Origin of the sequence: Streptomyces sp. NPDC006610, assembly GCF_040611575.1 — a bacterium.
In the GTDB taxonomy this organism is placed as follows: Bacteria; Actinomycetota; Actinomycetes; order Streptomycetales; family Streptomycetaceae; genus Streptomyces.
Genome location: NZ_JBEXOP010000038.1, coordinates 19474 through 35941, shown reverse-complemented (window position 1 = coordinate 35941; position 16468 = coordinate 19474). Strand labels below are relative to the sequence as shown.

At 72.0% G+C, this 16468-nt stretch carries 8 protein-coding genes; 2 read left to right on the top strand and 6 right to left on the bottom strand.

The window, feature by feature from the left end:
* Positions 1–51 precede the first annotated feature (51 nt).
* The 6 genes from ABZY13_RS26195 to ABZY13_RS26170 are packed head-to-tail and all read right to left on the bottom strand — an operon-like array spanning position 52 to position 13822.
* Positions 52–1017: a 3-oxoacyl-ACP synthase gene (locus ABZY13_RS26195; protein ID WP_356634861.1), complete on the bottom strand. Its 966-nt coding sequence runs from the start codon at positions 1015–1017 to the stop codon at positions 52–54.
* Complete coding sequence (locus tag ABZY13_RS26190) at positions 1017–4574, bottom strand: beta-ketoacyl synthase N-terminal-like domain-containing protein (RefSeq protein ID WP_356634859.1); 3558 nt, start codon at positions 4572–4574, stop codon at positions 1017–1019. The genes ABZY13_RS26195 and ABZY13_RS26190 overlap by 1 nt, the downstream gene beginning before the upstream one ends.
* Complete coding sequence (locus ABZY13_RS26185; RefSeq protein WP_356634857.1) at positions 4571–9673, bottom strand: amino acid adenylation domain-containing protein; 5103 nt, start codon at positions 9671–9673, stop codon at positions 4571–4573. The genes ABZY13_RS26190 and ABZY13_RS26185 overlap by 4 nt, the downstream gene beginning before the upstream one ends.
* Positions 9670–10581: a sugar phosphate isomerase/epimerase family protein gene (locus ABZY13_RS26180; protein ID WP_356634855.1), complete on the bottom strand. Its 912-nt coding sequence runs from the start codon at positions 10579–10581 to the stop codon at positions 9670–9672. Before ABZY13_RS26180 ends, ABZY13_RS26185 begins: the two co-directional genes overlap by 4 nt.
* A complete protein-coding gene (locus ABZY13_RS26175) occupies positions 10578–12011 on the bottom strand; it encodes a condensation domain-containing protein (protein ID WP_356634853.1) in 1434 nt (477 codons plus the stop codon). Before ABZY13_RS26175 ends, ABZY13_RS26180 begins: the two co-directional genes overlap by 4 nt.
* A gap of 17 nt (positions 12012–12028) precedes the next feature.
* Entirely contained in the window at positions 12029–13822 is a 1794-nt protein-coding gene (locus ABZY13_RS26170; RefSeq protein WP_356634851.1) for a non-ribosomal peptide synthetase, read from the bottom strand.
* Between the two features lie 431 nt (positions 13823–14253).
* Here ABZY13_RS26170 and ABZY13_RS26165 point away from each other — a divergent pair, with 431 nt between their 5' ends.
* Positions 14254–14643 carry a methylaspartate mutase gene (locus ABZY13_RS26165; RefSeq protein WP_356634849.1) on the top strand — a complete coding sequence of 130 codons (390 nt, stop codon included), beginning with the start codon at positions 14254–14256 and terminating at the stop codon, positions 14641–14643.
* A 533-nt stretch (positions 14644–15176) separates the two neighbouring features.
* Positions 15177–16430 (top strand): helix-turn-helix domain-containing protein, encoded by a 1254-nt coding sequence (locus ABZY13_RS26160; protein ID WP_356634847.1) that lies wholly within the window; start codon positions 15177–15179, stop codon positions 16428–16430.
* Positions 16431–16468 lie beyond the last annotated feature (38 nt).

Here is a 16468-nt window from a genome sequence, read left to right as displayed (position 1 = left end):
GCGTCCTCCTCCGCAGTCTCCGGACCGTCACTGGGACCGCATCTGGCCGCATCAGACCTCCCACAGGGTCACGGCCCAGGCCGCCACCTGACTGTTGTTGAGGACCAGCACGAGGTCGCCCCGCGCCAGGTCGCCGCCCGCGAGCAGATCGCGCAGGTTGAGCACCACATCCATGGCCCCGAGGTGGCCGTAGCGACGCAGGTTCTCGCGGCAGACGTCGTGGATGTTCAGGGACAGCAGACTCTCGTAGAAGTCGAAGGCGCCCACCGTGACGTTCTGCATCAGGGTCGCCGCGACCCGGCCGGCGTCGACTCCGGCGTCGACGAGGACCTGGTCGACCAGCCGCTTGAGTCTGTCCCGGCTGTGCAGCGCGAGCTTGAACTGGTACTCGTCGACGTTGTCGCAGACCTCGCGCCACTCGTATGCCGGGCCCGCCTTGTAGTCCACCCGGAACAGGTCGTGGAACTGCCCGTCCATCTCGGCGCGGTGCGCCCGCAACACCGGGCGCTCACCGGGCACGAGCGTCATCGCGCACGCTCCGTCGCCGACGACGGTGACCGGGAACCGGACCCGGTCCGGTCCGGTCGGCCGGCTGGCGTGCGCGATCACCACCGACGATCGGGAGGGGTCGGCGCGCAGCAGGTCGGCGCCCAGTGCCCAGGCCGCACTGGACCCGACACAGCCCAGGCCGTCGACCGTGAAGCCGAAGGCGCGGCGCAGTCCCGCGGCGGCCTGGACGGCGGCGACGTCGGATCCCAGCAGCACGTCCGGCGACCGCGGTGCGGCCAGCACCAGCACGTCCGGGTCGGCACCGGTGTCCGCGACCAGCGTCCGGACCGCCCGGGCGGCCAGGGCCCGGGCCTCCTCATCCAGCACGCCAACGGTCTGGACACCCGTGCGCTCCACGAACTCCCGCTGATGGCTGTCCAGTTGCTCGGCCTCGGCCAGCTCGGCCGGGGTGACGAAGCGGTCAGGCAGCAGAATGCCGATATCGCCGATGCCGATGGGAGTGTTCATCACACGACCTTCCTGCCGAGCGCTACGCCGTCGGCGCGGCGTGGGGAATCTCCGTGCCCGAGGACGTCCGCCAGCACTTCCCGGTACATCCCGCCCTCGGTGCCGGCCAGCCATCGGATGCTGCGGACCAGCGCCGGGCCGTCCACGGCGGAACTCAGTCCGCTTCGGGTCAGCCAGCCCCGCCACGCCTCCGCCTCGACACGGATCAGGTCGCCCGGTTCCTCACTGAAGCCGAACAGCGCGACCGGGGCGAGTACGTCGTCGCCTGCGTCCAGTGCCCGCTCGCGGACCAGCTGCTGCCACCGCGCGGGCGGAAGCGGCACGGTCGGCAGCCCGGCTGCGGACAACGCCGCGAAGAGGCCGCGTATGGACAGCGGCTCGTGGTGGACCAGGTGCTGGGCCCGGCCCACGGCGCCGGGCTCGGTCAGCCCGGCCACGATCGCCTTGGCCACCACGTCCACCGGGGCCGAGTACAGCAGCCGGTCGTCGGCCGGATGCGCGCCCACGGCCAGGCCGGCGACGATCAGCCGCCATGTCATGTCCTTGGGGTTGCAGGCACCGCTGCGCGAGTCGCCGAGGATCAGCCCCGGTCGCCAGATCCGGACCCGCATCCCGTCCCGTTCGGCGCGCTCGGCCAGCCGTTCGCTGACCCATTTGCCGGTGCCGTACCCGCCGGCCCGGTCGGCCAGCGGCTGCGCGCGGGTCTCGGCGATCGGCATGTCGGGGCCGGTGGGCGAGCACGCCGCCAACGAGGAGACGTAGCCGAAGTCCTGGACTCCGTTCTCCCGGGCCCACCGCAGCAGTTCGGCGGTGGCCACCGCGTTGTCGGCGCGCAATGTCCGGTAGGTCTCGGTGAAGACGACGCTCGCCGCGCAGTGCAGGACCTGGCCGACGGCCCGCCCGAGTTCGCCGTCGGGCCCACTGCCCGCTCTGGTCAGCGCCCGCCGGACGTCGGTCAGGTCGCCGGGCACCATCCGGACCTGCTCCGGGTCCGGTGCGGGCAGGCCGTAGGCGGCGGCTGCGGCTCGGACCCGCTCCCAGGCGTGTGCCTCGTCGCGGGCGCGCACCAGGCAGCGGATGTCGTCGTGGCCTGCGATCTGCGCTTCGTGCAGAAGAAATGCGCCGACGTAACCGGTCGCGCCGGTCAGCAGCACCGCGCGGCGCGGATCCGACCGGGTCGGGCGCGCCGTGCCCAGCGGCAGGTCGAGGTCGGCATCGATCAGTGCACCCTCGGCGTCGGCGGAGCCGTAGGCGGCGGAGCCGAGCCCGCGTGCGCGAAGTACGGAGGCGATGCGGCGCACCGTCGTCCGGGTTCCGCCGACGCGGTGCAGGTTCACCTGGAAGCCGTCGTGGCGCTGCGCGATCTCCAGCGCCATCCGCGTCGCGGTGAGGGAGGTCCCGCCGAGAGCGGAGAACTCGTCCGTCACGCCGACCGGGGCGAAGCCGAACATCTCCTGCCACAGCCCGACCAGAGCGGCTTCGACATCGTCGGCCGCGGGCACGGCGGACGGCAGGTACTCGGGCCGGGTTCCGTCCGCCGCGGCCGGGCCGTCGCCCTCGACGGAACCGCCGGGCACAGTCCCCCCGCCGGCGGCGAAGACGTGTCGGATGCGGTCGAGAGCCCAGAACCGCCGCCTCTGGAACGGATAGGTCGGCAGCGGCACACGCCGGGCACCGGCCACAGTCGGTGTCGAGGTCGCCCAGTCGACGTCGACGCCGTCGAGCCACGCGGCGGTCAGGGCCGCGTCGACGAGGCCGGCGATCTCGTCGTCGTCCGCGTCGGTCGCCGACTGGATGACGTGGCAGTGCGCGGCGGCCGCGCCGGGGCCGGCGACGATCACGAACGCGCGCTCGGAAGGCAGCTGCTCGGCGGCCTCGTCCGCGACGGTCACCGGACACCCCAGCGCCCGGGCCACGGCGTCGGCGATCAGCGTCGGCCGGGCGCCGTCGGCGGTCCGGACGACCAGCGCCGAGCGCGGCTCGACCAACGCGGTGCGCGCCGCGGGCGGCCGGGGGACGCGGAGCGCGGCGATCAGTGCCGACCGGTCGCCGCTCACCACCCGGCGATGCTCGAAGTGCCGCCGCCCTACGCGCAGGGTGTGTGCGACGTCCCGGAGCCGGTGCCGACCGGCCGCCAACTCGTCCGCCAGTTCGCGGGACGCCGCGTCCAGCGCGGCCCGGGTGCGCGCCGAAAGGATCAGCCGAACCGGTGGCTCGACCGTATCGGCCACGCCTGATGGGTCGGTCCGGACCGCCTCTGGCGCCGGCTCCAGCACGACGGCGACGTTGGTCCCGCCCTGTCCCATCGAATGGACCAGCACGGCCCTGTCGCCGGCGGCGTTCCGCCGGGCCACGGTGTCCAGGACGAACGGGCTTTCGGCCAGCAGGCCCGGATCGCGGGGAGTGCGCAGGTGCGGAAGTGGCGGGATCTCGCCGGTCTGCACGATGTGCAAGGCCTTGATCATGCCGACGATTCCGGCCGCCGAGCCGCAGTGGCCGATGTTCGCCTTGACCGAGCCCAGGCTGCAGAACCCGGTGCGCGCGGTGGTCTGGCGCAGCCCGCGGGTCAGGCCGAGGAGTTCCACCTGGTCGCCCAGCGGCGTGCCGGAGCCGTGCGCCTCGACGTAGATCAGGCGGTCGGCCGGGACGGCGGCGGTGTGCAGCGCGGTCGACACCACGTCGGCCACCCCGGCCGGACTGGGCGCCGTGAACCCCGGCCGGTCGGGGCCGTCGTTGTTGACCGCGCTGCCCTTGACGACCGCGAGAACGGGGTCTCCGTCGGCGAGCGCGTCCGCCAGTCGCCGGAGCACCACGACGCCCACCGCCGCGCCGGCTGTGGTGCCGGTCGAGGCCGCGTCGAAGCTGCGGCACTGGCCGTCGTCCGACATGATCCCGGCCGGGTCGCGCCGGTGGCCGTCGGGCGGGTGCACCGTCGAGGTGCCGCCGGCCAACGCCAGGTCGCAGTCCCCGGCCAGCAGCGCGTTCACGGCCTGGTGCACCGCGGTCAGCGACGACGAGCACGCCGTCTGGACCGAGATCGCCGGCCCGCGCAGACCGAGGCGGTAGGCGACGACCGCAGGGAGGAAGTCGGGGAGGCTCCCGCGCCGGATGTCCCCGTCGGAGAAGGCCGAGAACCCGGCCTCCCGCGCCCGTGCGAGGTACTGGGCCATCGCGTAGGTGCTGAAACTCGCCCCGGCGTAGACGCCGGTGACCAGCCGTTCGCGGCTCCGACCGGCGTGCCCGGCCGCCTCCAGCGCCTCCCAACAGGCTTCGAGGAACAGTCGCTGCTGAGGATCGGTGACCTCGGCCTCGGCCGGGGTGATGCCGAAGAAATCGGCCGCGAACAGGTCGTAGCCGGGCAGCGGCGTACCGAACCGGACGTAGTCCGGCGCGGCGATCATGTCCTCGCTCACCCCGGCCGTACGGAGTTCCTCGTCATCGAGTTCCCGGACGGAGACCCGCCCGTCCTGAACGTTCTGCCAGAACGTCGTCGGCAACCAGGCGTCCGGGAACCGGCCCGCGACGCCGGTCACGGCGATGTCGGTTTGTGAAGTCATCGCTCTCGCACCCCGTTGTCTTGACTCGTCCCCGCTTTCGCCCGGCTCCGACGGGCCGCCAGGCCGTCGCGCCGCCCCGTCGGGGCGGGTCGCCCATCATCGAGCCGAAGGTCGCCCCCGGCCAGCAGGGTGGCCTGCGCCCGCACGGTGACGTGCGAGAACAAGTCACCTACGGCCACCTCTCGGACGCCCAGTGCGCGAAGCCGCTCCAGGAGCGCGATCAGCAGCAGCGAGTTGCCACCGGCCTCGAAGAACGGCTGGTCGAGCCCCACATCCGGCCGGTCGAGCAGTGCACACCAGATGGCACGGATCTTTTGGTCCAGACCGGATTCGCCGGCGGCCGGGCCGGATGCCCCGGGCGGAACAGAGGCCTGATGCCCCACCCCTGGCGCCGCGCCCGGTTCGCCGTTCAGCAGGGCCCGCAGAGCCGCCCGGTCCGCTTTGCCGGTGCGGGCCAGTGGGATCGCCGGGACGGGAACCAGGAGTTCGGGAACCAAGTGGGCGGGCTGTGCCGAGCGCAGCCGGTCGAGCACGTGCCGGCCGGCTGCGGCGTCGAACCCGCCGCCCGCCCCGCCCTCGTTTCCCCCGCCGTCCATCACGGCGAAGGCGACGAGCCGGCCGTCGTGGGCGAACACTTCGGCCTGACGCACCTCGGGCAGGGCCAGCAACGCGGCGCGGACCTCGCCCAACTCGACCCTGAATCCCCGGATCTTGACCTGGTCGTCCATGCGTCCGTGCAAACGGATGGTGCCATCCGCCGACCGGACCGCCACGTCGCCGGTCCGGTACATGGGCCCGGCCCCGGGGTCGGCGGCCAGGAGGCGGTAGGCGCGCGCCGTCTCGGCGGGGCGGCGCAGGTAGCCGGCCGTCACCTGTGGGCCGCCGATCCAGAGCATCCCGGCTTCGCCGTCCGGCAGCGGGCGCAGGTCCTCGTCCAGGACCAGGACCCTGACGTCCGGCAGCGGCCGGCCCACCGGCGGCGTCCCGGGGACACCCGGGTCCAGCGCGTGGGTCACGGCGCCGATCGTGGTCTCGGTCGGGCCGTAGTGGTTGATCGTCAGCGTGCCCGGCGGGCGCGCCGCGGCAAGCTCCCCGACCAGAGCGGCAGTGATCGGCTCGCCGCCGAGCACCAGCACGTCGACATCGCGCAGCGCGGCGCCGAACGGGGTGTCGAGCAGCCGCGCCGCGTGCGACGGCGTGAGCTTGACGACCTCGATCCGGTGCCGGCGGATCAGGTCGGCCAGCAGACGGCCGTCGAGGCACTCGGCGTCATCGGCGATGACCGTGGACCCGCCGGTGGCGACCGGGGCGAGTACAACGGTGCCGGAGAAGTCGGTGTCGGCGGTGCTGGCCAGCAGGTGCCGGGTGCCGACCAGGCCCGGGTACGTCCCGTGCAGGGCCGCGATGTACGAGGTCAGATTGCCGTGGGTGACCACGACGCCCTTGGGATTGCCGGTGGTGCCGGAGGTGAACAGGACCGCGGCCGGATCCGTCCCGGTGACCGGTGGCGGCGCGGTCGCCGGCCCGCTCAGGCCGGTGATGTCGATGATCGCCAGGTCGTCGACGGCGGCGCGAGCCCCGTCGACGACGAGGACCACACGGGCTCGCACCTCCCGGGCGATGTACTCCAGCCGGGGCGGCGGGACGTCGGCGGAGACCGGCGTGTACGCGGCCCCGGCGCGCAGCACGCCCAGCCAGCCGGCCACCATTCCGGTGCCGCGGGCGGCCACGACCGGTACCACGTCGCCGGGACCGATGCCGGCCGCCCGCAGCCGCGTGGCCACGCCCCAGGCCCAGGCGTCGAGTTCGGCGCGGGTGAGCTCGGTGTCGCGGTGGATCAGCACCGTGCCGTCCGGGGCGCCGGGCAGCGCACCGAGCGCCACCGGCAGGGCCGGGCCGGTCTCGGGAAGCCCGAGCCCGGCGGCCGGGTCGGTGACCAGGTCGGTCAGCGCGCGGCCGAGGTCTGCGGCGATCCGGGCGCCGGTGGAGGCGTCGAACAGCGCGGTCACGTAGCCCAGAGCGAGGTCCAGCCCGGCGTCAGTGGTCTGGGCGTCGACGACGAGCTCGTACTTGGCCCGCGCGAACCCGGTGGGCAGCCAGCGGGCCACGACGTCGGCACCGAGGTCCATCGGCGGCAGGGTGCCGTCGGACAGGGAGATCTCGACCGGGGTCAGCGGCGGCCGGCTCAGGTCCCGCTCCGGTTGGAGCCGGGCCACCACGTCGTCGAACGGCACGTCGGCGTGCCGGTACGCGGTCAGCGCCGCGATCCGAACACGGGCCAGGACGTCGGTCCAGGTCTGCGCGCCCCGCAGGTCCGCCCTGATGACCAGGGTGTTGACCAGCATCCCGATGACCTCGGCGCGGTCCGCGTCCTCCCGGCCGGCCCACGGCGAGGTGAGGAGGAAATCGCGTTGTCCGGAGCGGCGGGCCAGGGCGACCGCCACGGCCGCCGCCAGCACCATGAACACGCTCACGTCGTGGTCGGCGGCGAAGTCCGCGATCCGGGCCGCCACCGCGGCGTCCAGCGGCACCGGACAGGAGCAGGCGGCGGTGTCGGCGGTCTGCGGCCGCAGTCGGTCGTGCGGCAGCAGCACGTCGGTCGGCGCGCCGCGCAGCGACGCGACCAGGTCGTCGGTGCGCTCCTGGGTCGTCGCCGGCAGCGCCGGCAGCCGGGTCGGGGGCAGCGCCGCGTCCGGCGCGCCGGATCGACGGGCCCGGTACGTCGAGGCGATCTCGCCGAGCAGCAAGCGAAGCGACACCCCGTCCACGGCGATGTGGTGCGCGCACAGCACCAGGAGCACCCGCGTGCCGTGGGTGATCACCTCGGCCCGCACCGGAGCCTGGTTTTGGAGGTCGAACGGGTCGCCGCACAGGGCGTCGATGTGAGCGGCGAGCGCCGCGTCGTCCAGGCCTGCGGCATCGAGGCGGCCGACCTCGGGCGGGGGCCCGAGCCGGCCTTCGACACCGCGGCCGTCGGCGGTCAGACGGAAGCGGGCGCGCAGCATGGGATGCCGTTCCAGCACCCTCCGCACCACCGAGCACACCGTCTTTGGGTCCACCGGTCCGGTCAGCTCCAGCACACCGGGAATCAGATAGGCGGTCCGATAGGAGGGAACTTGGTTGAGGATCCAGAGCCGCCGCTGGGCGCTGTCGGCAGGGAACGTGTCACCGACTCCGTCGGAGTGTCCGGCGTCCGAGGAAGCGGTTAGGGACGATGTGGTGGTTCTCGACGCCGCGGCTTGCGGTGACGGGGACGCCGCAGCGGCCAGCGCCTTGGCGAACCCGCCGACCGTCGGGTCGGCGAGGAAGTCGCGCAGCGCCAGAGCGGGGTGGTCCGGGGTCTGAGCTTCGGTGATCATCCGTGCAGCGAGCATCGACGTGCCGCCGAGGGCGAAGAAGTCGGCGTCCGCCGCCAAGTCGGCGGTCTCCTCGTCCCGGCCCAGGGCTCGGGCGAAGAAACGCACGGACAGAGCGTGGTCGGCGGAGCCGGCCGCCGGGTCGGGACCGTTCTCATCCGCCGCGGAAGCCAGCTCCTGCCACGGGGCCGAGCGCAGCGCAGCGACGTCGAGCTTCCCGTGCGCGGAGCGGGGCATGGTCGCGACGACCCGGACCGACGTGGGGACGACGGCCGCGGGCAGCCAGCGGCGCAGGGCGGTGCGGACCTGCCCAGCGGTCGGCGGGGCGGACTCGTCGACTTCGACATAGCCGACGAGCCGGTCACGGTCGGCCTCGCGACCGGCGAGCACCGCCGCGCTTCGCACGCCCGGTACCGCCTCCAGGAGCGCTTGGACCTCGCCGAGTTCGACGCGGTTCCCGTTCACCTTGACCTGCTGGTCGGCCCGGCCGCGGTATTCGAGGCCGCCGTCCGGCCGCAGGACCGCCAGGTCGCGCGAGGCGAACATGCGGGCGCCTGGGATCTGGGACCAGGGGTCGGGGAGAAAGCGCCGCGCTGTCAGGGAGGGACTGCCGAAGTATCCGCCGGCGACCCCGGCGCCGGCGATGTAGAGCTCGCCGACGGCTCCGTCCGGCACCGGTTCCAGGTTCGGGCCGAGCAGGTAGACCCGGGTGTTCGGGACCGGCGTCCCGATGCCGGGCAGCTCCGGATCCGTCTCCGGGTCGGCGGTGTGCGTCGTGGTGATCGCCGGGGCCTCGGTGACGCCCCAGACGTTGGTGACCCGGCAGCCGAGCTTGGCGCGAACCTCGCGTACCCGGCCGCCGGTGAGCACCTCGCCGCCCATGACGACGTGCCGCACCCGGCCGGTGCCGGGGGCGACCTCGGCCAGCGCGGCGTGCACGGCACTGGGGGTCCCGAACAGCGCACTCACACCGGGCTCGGCGGTCAGCAGTGGAGCCAGCAGCGCCGGGTCGCGGCGCTGCGCGTCGGTCGCCAGTATCAGGTCCGTGCCGGACACCAGCGCCGCGGCGATGTCGGCGTTGCCGGCGTCGAAGGACACGGAGGCAGCCGACAGGACGCGGCCGCCGCGCTCGAACGGGAACAGCCAGCACCAGCGCAGCGCCGCCTGGAGCAGCGTGCCGTGATCGATGACCACGCCCTTGGGCCGGCCGGTGCTGCCGGAGGTGTAGAGGACGCACGCCGGGTCGCTCTCGGTCAGCTCGGGACCGGCGGCCGACGCGCCGGCCGGTCCGGTGTCCGCGGCGGGATCCAGGCCCACGGACGGAACCGGCGTCGGCAGATCGTCGATGCTGAGCACTGCCACGCTGGAGTCGAACGCTGCCGTCGGCGCACCCGGAGATGCGTCGACCAGCGCCACCCGCGCCTTGCTGTCGGCGGCCAGGTAGGCGACGCGCTCGTCCGGCAGGTCGACGTCGATCGGCAGGTAGGCGGCCCCGGCGCGCAGCACGCCGAGCCAGCCGGCGACCATGGCGGCGCCCCGGCCGGACGCGACAGGCACGATGTCGCCGCGGCCGACGCCGACGCCTCGCAGAGCGTCGGCGACCTCCCAGGCCCAGGCGTCGATCCGGCTGTAGGGCGTGAAACGGCCGCCGCAGGTGACGCCCGCGGTCGCCGGGGCGGTCGCCAACTGCGCGACGACCAGGTCGAGCAGTTGTGTGCGGGAGTCCGGTGCGCCCGGCGTCACAGATCCGTCCCGCCGCCGGCCGGATCCAGGGGCACACCGAACAGCCGGCGGGTGGCGCCCACCGACGCGGCCACCTTCTCGTAGGCGTTCTCCGGGTCGGCGAACGGGCCGACCACCACCGCGACCAGAGCGTCGTCGGACTGCCGGGCGTTGCTCACCTCGGCGGCGAAGGCCGCCATGTCGCTCACCCCGGTGCCGGGCGGCAGGTGTTCGTGCCAGCGGCCGTTGGAGTCGGAGAAGTTGACGGTGTCCAGTCGGCCCTTCAGGAGCCTGATTCCACTCGGGTGGACCGCGCGGACCACGAGGTGGGAGGTGTCGACGTTCGCCGACAGTACCGGCGAGGCCACATCGTCCAGCAGCTGCACCAAGGAGTACGTGTCGTTGACGTACGCGTTCTCCAGCGCTTCCGGCTCAACGCTCACCATGATCGAGTGCTGCTCCGCGTAGTCGCACAGACGGCGCAGGTTCTCGACGACCAGCTGCCACTGCAGCTCGTTCGACCAGTTGCCCTTCCAGATCCACTCGCCCAGCAGGACCTTCACCCGGCGCGCGCCGACGCCCCGGGCGAAGTCCACCTGGGCCTTGGCCCATTCCAGGTTGAAGGCGCGGACCGCGTCGCGGGGGTCGGCCAGCCCGAAGGCGGGACAGGCGACCAGGTTGATCGGGATGCCGGCCTTGTCGGCGTCGTCGCGCAGCTGGTGGATCCTCTCCGCGGGGAGGTCGTACGCCTCCACGACGACGCTGAGCCACTCCGCGCCGGCCTCCGCAGCCGCGCGCCACGCGTCGACGCCGGTGTACGGCGAGCCCAGGTACGCCTGGTCGACGACCAGGCCCACGCTGGCCTTCCAGGGCTCGGCAATCACCTGGGGGGTTGTCTCGGCACTCTGGTCGGCGGTCTGCTCGGTCATCCGCGTCCTTCCTTCCCCGTGGCCGCCACGCGGCTACGGACCATGGTCACGAGATCCATCTGCGGCCCGATCAACGTTCCCTGTGATCCGCCGCCGGGGCGGGGAGATAGCGGCAGCCGGGACACCGGGACGCCCGGGTCGGCCAGGGCGGCAGCCAACAGGGTTGTGAAGTCGTCATGCAGCGCCGCGACCGTCTGCCGCGGATAGACGGCCGGGTCGAACTCGATCACCCCGGTCGGCCGGCCGCCGCCCGCGGCCACCAGCACGGTGAGGTCGAACGCCGCCTTGCCGAGCGGAGGGACGGGCAACTCTCGCCATGGGCCCACGGATTCGGTCGGCCCGGCCGGCAGCACGCTGAACGCGAGCTGCGTCAGCGGCCGGCCGGCACGGCTCACCGAAAGGCCCCGGACCAGGCGGTCGAACGGCGTCGCCTGGCACCGCATGCCCTCGGTGAACTCCTGGCGGACCACGCCGCAGAGCTCCGCGAAACTCGCGGACGCCCGGACGCGGCAGCGCAGCGGCACCGTATTCAGGAAGTAGCCGACGGTCCGGTCCAGCTCGGCGCCGGAGCGCTGGGTCAACGTGGTGCCGATCAGGAACCGCTCCTGACCGGACCAGCGCCGTACAGTCTCCTGGAAGGCCGCAAACGCCAGGAGGAACGGCGTCGCCCGCAGCTCCCGGGCCCGTCGCGGCAACAGTTCCCGGACGCTCTGAGGGAACATCAGGTCGAGCAGCCCGCGCTCGCTGTCCGGTCCGGCCTGCGCGGCGTCGCCGGGCGGCGCCGCGCCGAGCCGCAGCTGGTACGGGTAACCGCGCAGGTCCGCGATCCGCTGCGATTCCGTCAGGCGCGCCCGATCGGTGCCGAGCGCTTCCCTCTCCCAGGCCGCGAAGTCCGCGAACTGGAGCGGGACCTCGGGAAGCCGGACGTCGGTCCCGGCTTCGACGGCGTCGTAGGCCGTGGCCAGGTCCTCGACCAGAATCGCCAGGGACCACTGGTCGATGGCGATGTGGTGGACGCAGAGCAGTACCGCGTCGCCGGAGGCCAGTCCTTGCCACACGACGCAACGGAGCGGCGACGCGTCCTCCAGATCGAAGGCCGCGGCGGACCGGGCGCGGGCGTCGCGTACCACGAAGCTCTCGGCATCAGGGCGGTCTCGCACGTCGACCACCTCGACGTCGATCGGGCCGGGATCCCCTATCCGCTGTACCGGCCCGCCGTCCCGCACGGGGAAGGTGGTGCGGAGCATCTCGTGACGCGCCGCGACCGCGGTCAGGGCGGCACGGAGGGTGCCGACGTCAATACCCCGCGGTCTCTGTAACAGCGTGGGTATGTGATAGGTCGTCGCCTCCGGATCGGCGGCCCGCAGGAACCACAGCGACTCCTGGGCCGACGACAGCGGCGCCGTCCTGGCCGCGCGACGCGTCGGCACCGGCCCGAACTCGCCCCTCACCGTACGGCGTCGGTCGGGTCGAGGAGGCTTCGGCTCAGGTCTCTGAGACTGTCCGCGAAAAGAATCTCCGCGGGGTTCAACAGGACGTCGGACTTCAGCGCCTTGCGCAGCCGACTCGCCGCCTGCAGCGCCAGGATGGAGGTGCCGCCGAGGTCGAGGAAGTTGTCCTCGGGCCTCACCTGCGGGAGGTGGAGCACACTGGCCACGACCTCGCACAGGAGGGCGCAGAGTTCTGATTCCGGCTCGACGGAGTCTGTCGCGACGTCGGCGTCCGCGTCGACCGGGGCGGCGCTGCCGCTCGCGCCGTTCGCGACGTCGGCCGCGGTCGCGGACTCCGCCAGGCCGGCCAGCAGCCCGGTCCGGTCCACCTTCCCGTTGGAGTTGATCGGAAGCGTGGGGAAAAGCTGCCACCGGTGGGGGACCATGTACTCGGGCAGGGCCTGACGCAAAGCCTTGATGAGACCGGCGACCGGATCGGTGGGATCGGCCTCGGCGGTGGGGGCCGCGAAGCCCACCAGGTGCGCCTCCGGTCCCTCGCCCACCCGCTCCACCACCACGGCTGTCACGAGACCGGTGCGCAGCGCGGCCGCCTCGACCTCGCCCAGTTCCACCCGGAAGCCGCGCACCTTGACCTGGCGGTCCACGCGGCCCACGAAGTCGAAGGTGCCGTCCGGGAGCAGCCGACCCAGGTCACCGGTCCGGTAGATCCTCTCGCCGTCCGGCAGGACGACGAAGCGCTCCGCCGTCGGCCCGGGCAGGCCGAGGTAGCCCAGTGCGACCTGGGGCCCGCCGATGCAGATCTCGCCGACCTCGCCGGACGGCACCGGTCGCAGGTCCGCGTCGCGCAGCGACAGCGTCGTCGACTGGACCGCCTTGCCGATCGGGACCCGACGAGCGTCGCGCAGCTCCTCGCCTCGGCACACGTGCGAACTGGCGAAGGTGGCCGTCTCAGTCGGGCCGTAGACGTGTACGAGCTCGCGCGGCGGTTCGGCCGCGCAGATCGCACGCAGTGCGCCCGGGTCTACGACGTCGCCGCCGAAAAGCACCGTCCGCACCGAGGCGAAGGCGCCGGGATTCTCCAGGACGATCATCTCCAGCAGCGCCGTGGTCAGGAACAGCATGTCGATCCGCTCCCCGGCCAGCACGGCGGCCCAGTCCGCGATCGGGACGTCGACGGCGTCCGGCAGGATCACCACGGTTCCGCCGCCGGCCAGTGTGGTCCAGACCTCGAAAAGGATGATGTCGAACGCCGGGTTTCCCAGGCACGCGACCCGCAGGCCCGGTTGTAAGCGTACGTAGGTGGGTGCGGTGGCAAAGCGCTCGACGGCACGGTGCGGAATCATGACGCCCTTCGGCCGGCCCGTCGAGCCCGAGGTGAAGCCGATGTAGAAGACGGATTCCGCATCGGAGGCGGGATCCGGGAGCGGGGTGCCCGGGTCCCGGTCGGGCAGCCCGGTGACAACGCGTGTCCGTGTCGGCGGCAGAGCGGGCAACGGATTCGGCGCGGCCAGGATCACGGCGGGTTCGGCGTCCGCCAGGATGCCGTCCACCCGCTCGGGCGGGGCCATCGGGTCCAGCGGGATGTAGGCGGCCCCGGCACGGATCACGCCGAGCACCGCGACCACGAAATCGACCGAGCGCCCCAGGGCCAGCGCGACGCGGTCGCCGGCACCGATCCCGCGGCCGGCCAGCTCGGCGGCGAGCCACCCGGACCGCTCCCAGAGTTCGGCATAGCTGAGCGCCGCGCCCGCGGTGTCACAGACCGCCAAGGCGTCCGGGTGGGCAGCCACCCGCTCCTGGATCAGAGTACGGATTCCACGCGGAGACCAGAGATTTCCGGACAGGTCAGAAGCATAATCAGAAGTCATCGTTACCACTCCCCGTTACCACTTCCCGCGCTGTGGGCCGGCTCCGGCAACGCTGAGCAGCCCTCTGAGCGCGTCGAGGTTCAGTGATTCATCGCGAGGATCCTGATCCGACATCCTCCGTGAAGACGACGAGGTCGAATTCGCGGTTGTTGTCCATCCGACTGCCTCGCCTCCTCACCTGAGTCGCGTGGTTCACGATCATGCTCGCCCCGGCCGGGCGGCACCAGGCAACTCGGGCGGCAACTCGGCTGGCCGGAAGGCCGAAGGCCCGCCCGCGCCGCGTAGAACTTGCCTGTCAGTTGCCGTGTTCGTGTCTGGTCCACGCAATCCGGCACCGGACATCATCGAGCTGTATGGGGAACGAATCGCCGCTGAGGCGGCTGGTCTTCCTCCAGCTCCTGCTCGAGGAATCGTGGCATCACGTCCGCAATGCCGGTCCGTGCGTTCCCGCGCCGGTTCTCGCGGAGGCGTGCTCACGGCTCCGTCCTGACGTGCTTGTCCTCGGGACCGTCAACGGTCACGGGACGGAGGACGCGTTGGCAGCCATCGAGCATCTGCGGGCGCCGGGCGCGCCAGTCGGGATGGCTGTCGTCATCGGCGGCGAGCTCAGTACCTCCGGCCGAGGACGACAGGATGTCGAGCGCCTTCTGTCCGCCGGGTTCGACGCGGTGTTCTCCGACAACCCGAGGGTGATCAGGGAATTCACCTCCGCCTTCTGCGCGCTGGTCGGCGGGAAGTCGTGATGGCCCGCGCCGGCCAGCCGTCCGCCCCGCCTTCATTCGGCGCGTACGTCGCGGCTGCACACGCCGCCGGTCGGCTCGTGGTCCAGCGGGACGCCCGCCGGGCCGGGCCAAGGGCAGACGCGCCGGCGCCGCAGGCGCGGCCGTGGCGGAGGTCGACCGGACGGTCGTCAAGCAGCGCCCGTGGCCGAACCGTCAAGCATCTTGAGACCCCTACACGCCATATGATCTCTCATGTGATCAACATCACACGGGGATCCCCGGTTGTTGATTACGGAATGAAGTCATCCCTGACAGGAGAGTGTCGAGGGGGTGGCGGGCTGGCGCCAAACTTTGCTAATGCCCAGCGATCAAGGTTCGGCCAAGGGTTGACGCCTGGGTTGCAGACGGGAAGCCTTGGTAGCACGGTTGTTCGTCATCACTTCATTGAGGGTGGCGCGCCGGGGGCCTGTGAGTACTTCTGATTCTCGATGCTGGATGGATTGCTGCGCGAGTTGGTGTGTGCTCGATCTCAGGATTTGGGGCCGAAGGTCTGAATGATGGGACATGGCAATACCCTCGGGGGACTGCTTGCCCGGCAACGTATGGATGCGGGTTGGTCCCAGGAGGAACTTGCTGATCGCTCGGGAGTGAGTGTACGAACTGTCAGGAACATCGAGACCGGTGCGGTGCAGTCGCCCCGGAATTCGTCGCTGTCGCTCGTGGTGGCGGCTTTCCAGGCGGCGGGTCGCTTTGAGGCGGAGTATGTGCTTCGGGATTTCACCGATAGGAACGGGATAGAGATATCTGTAGCCCTGCCCGGTCGGTCGGCAGGGGTGTCGGCGTCGAACGGCGTGCGCGCCGGAGACGATCACGACTCGTTGGTTGGGCGGAAGAACGACATCTCCCGCATGTGCGAAAGTCTGCATCGAGACCGGTGGACCACCTTGGTCGGGCCTGGGGGAGTCGGCAAGACGAAGTTGGCTTTCGCCGTCGCGGACCGTTCACGAAGTCAGTTCGCAGGAGGCGTATCGGTCGTCGACCTCGGAGAGAAGTCCGAGGACCACGACGAGACGGCTATCTGGCGCGCGGTCTGCGAGGCTCTGCTGAGCGAGGGATCGCCGGGCGACGATTCCGAAGCGATGCGGCGGCTGGTGGTCATCGACAACATCGAGCATCTGCAGACGCCTGCGGTCCGGGCGTGCCAGCGGCTACTGGCGGAGTTTCCTGATTTATGGATCTTGATCACTTCTCGACATGCCGTGGCCGCAGCCGGGGTCAAGACCGTGGAGGTTCGACCGCTGTCCCCGGTCGATGCCGAGCGGCTGTTCCTCCACCGCGCGCAGGCCGCATGCCCGGACCTGGACCTGACCGGCCGCGGGTCCGCTGTCACGGAGATCTGCCGCAAGCTGGACGGACTGCCGTTCGCGCTGGAGGTGGCGGCGCTGCGGCTGCGCTCGTTATCGATCGACACATTACTCGAGGCACCGGTTCGCCAGATCGTCGCCCAACCGAGCGTTGCCGGCCTTCCCCATCAGCGAACCCTCGTCGAGAGCGTCACCTGGAGCTACGGGATGCTCGGGGAGGAGCAGCGCCGCCTTCTGCACTGGCTGTCGGCGTTCCTCGAAGCCTTCACGGTCAGGGATCTCCTCGGTCGCCCGGACCGGGAGGCCGTCGCCGACGACTTCCCGCATCTGTTCGACCTCGTCTCCGATCTCGTCGATCGATCCATGCTCCAGGTCTGCCGCGGAGCGGAGTACCGCTACTCCATGCTGGGGCACATCCGTGAAGTGATCGGCATTCTCCAGTGATCGGACGCGGCCCCGTCCGGGCGCGACGCCGCCATCAC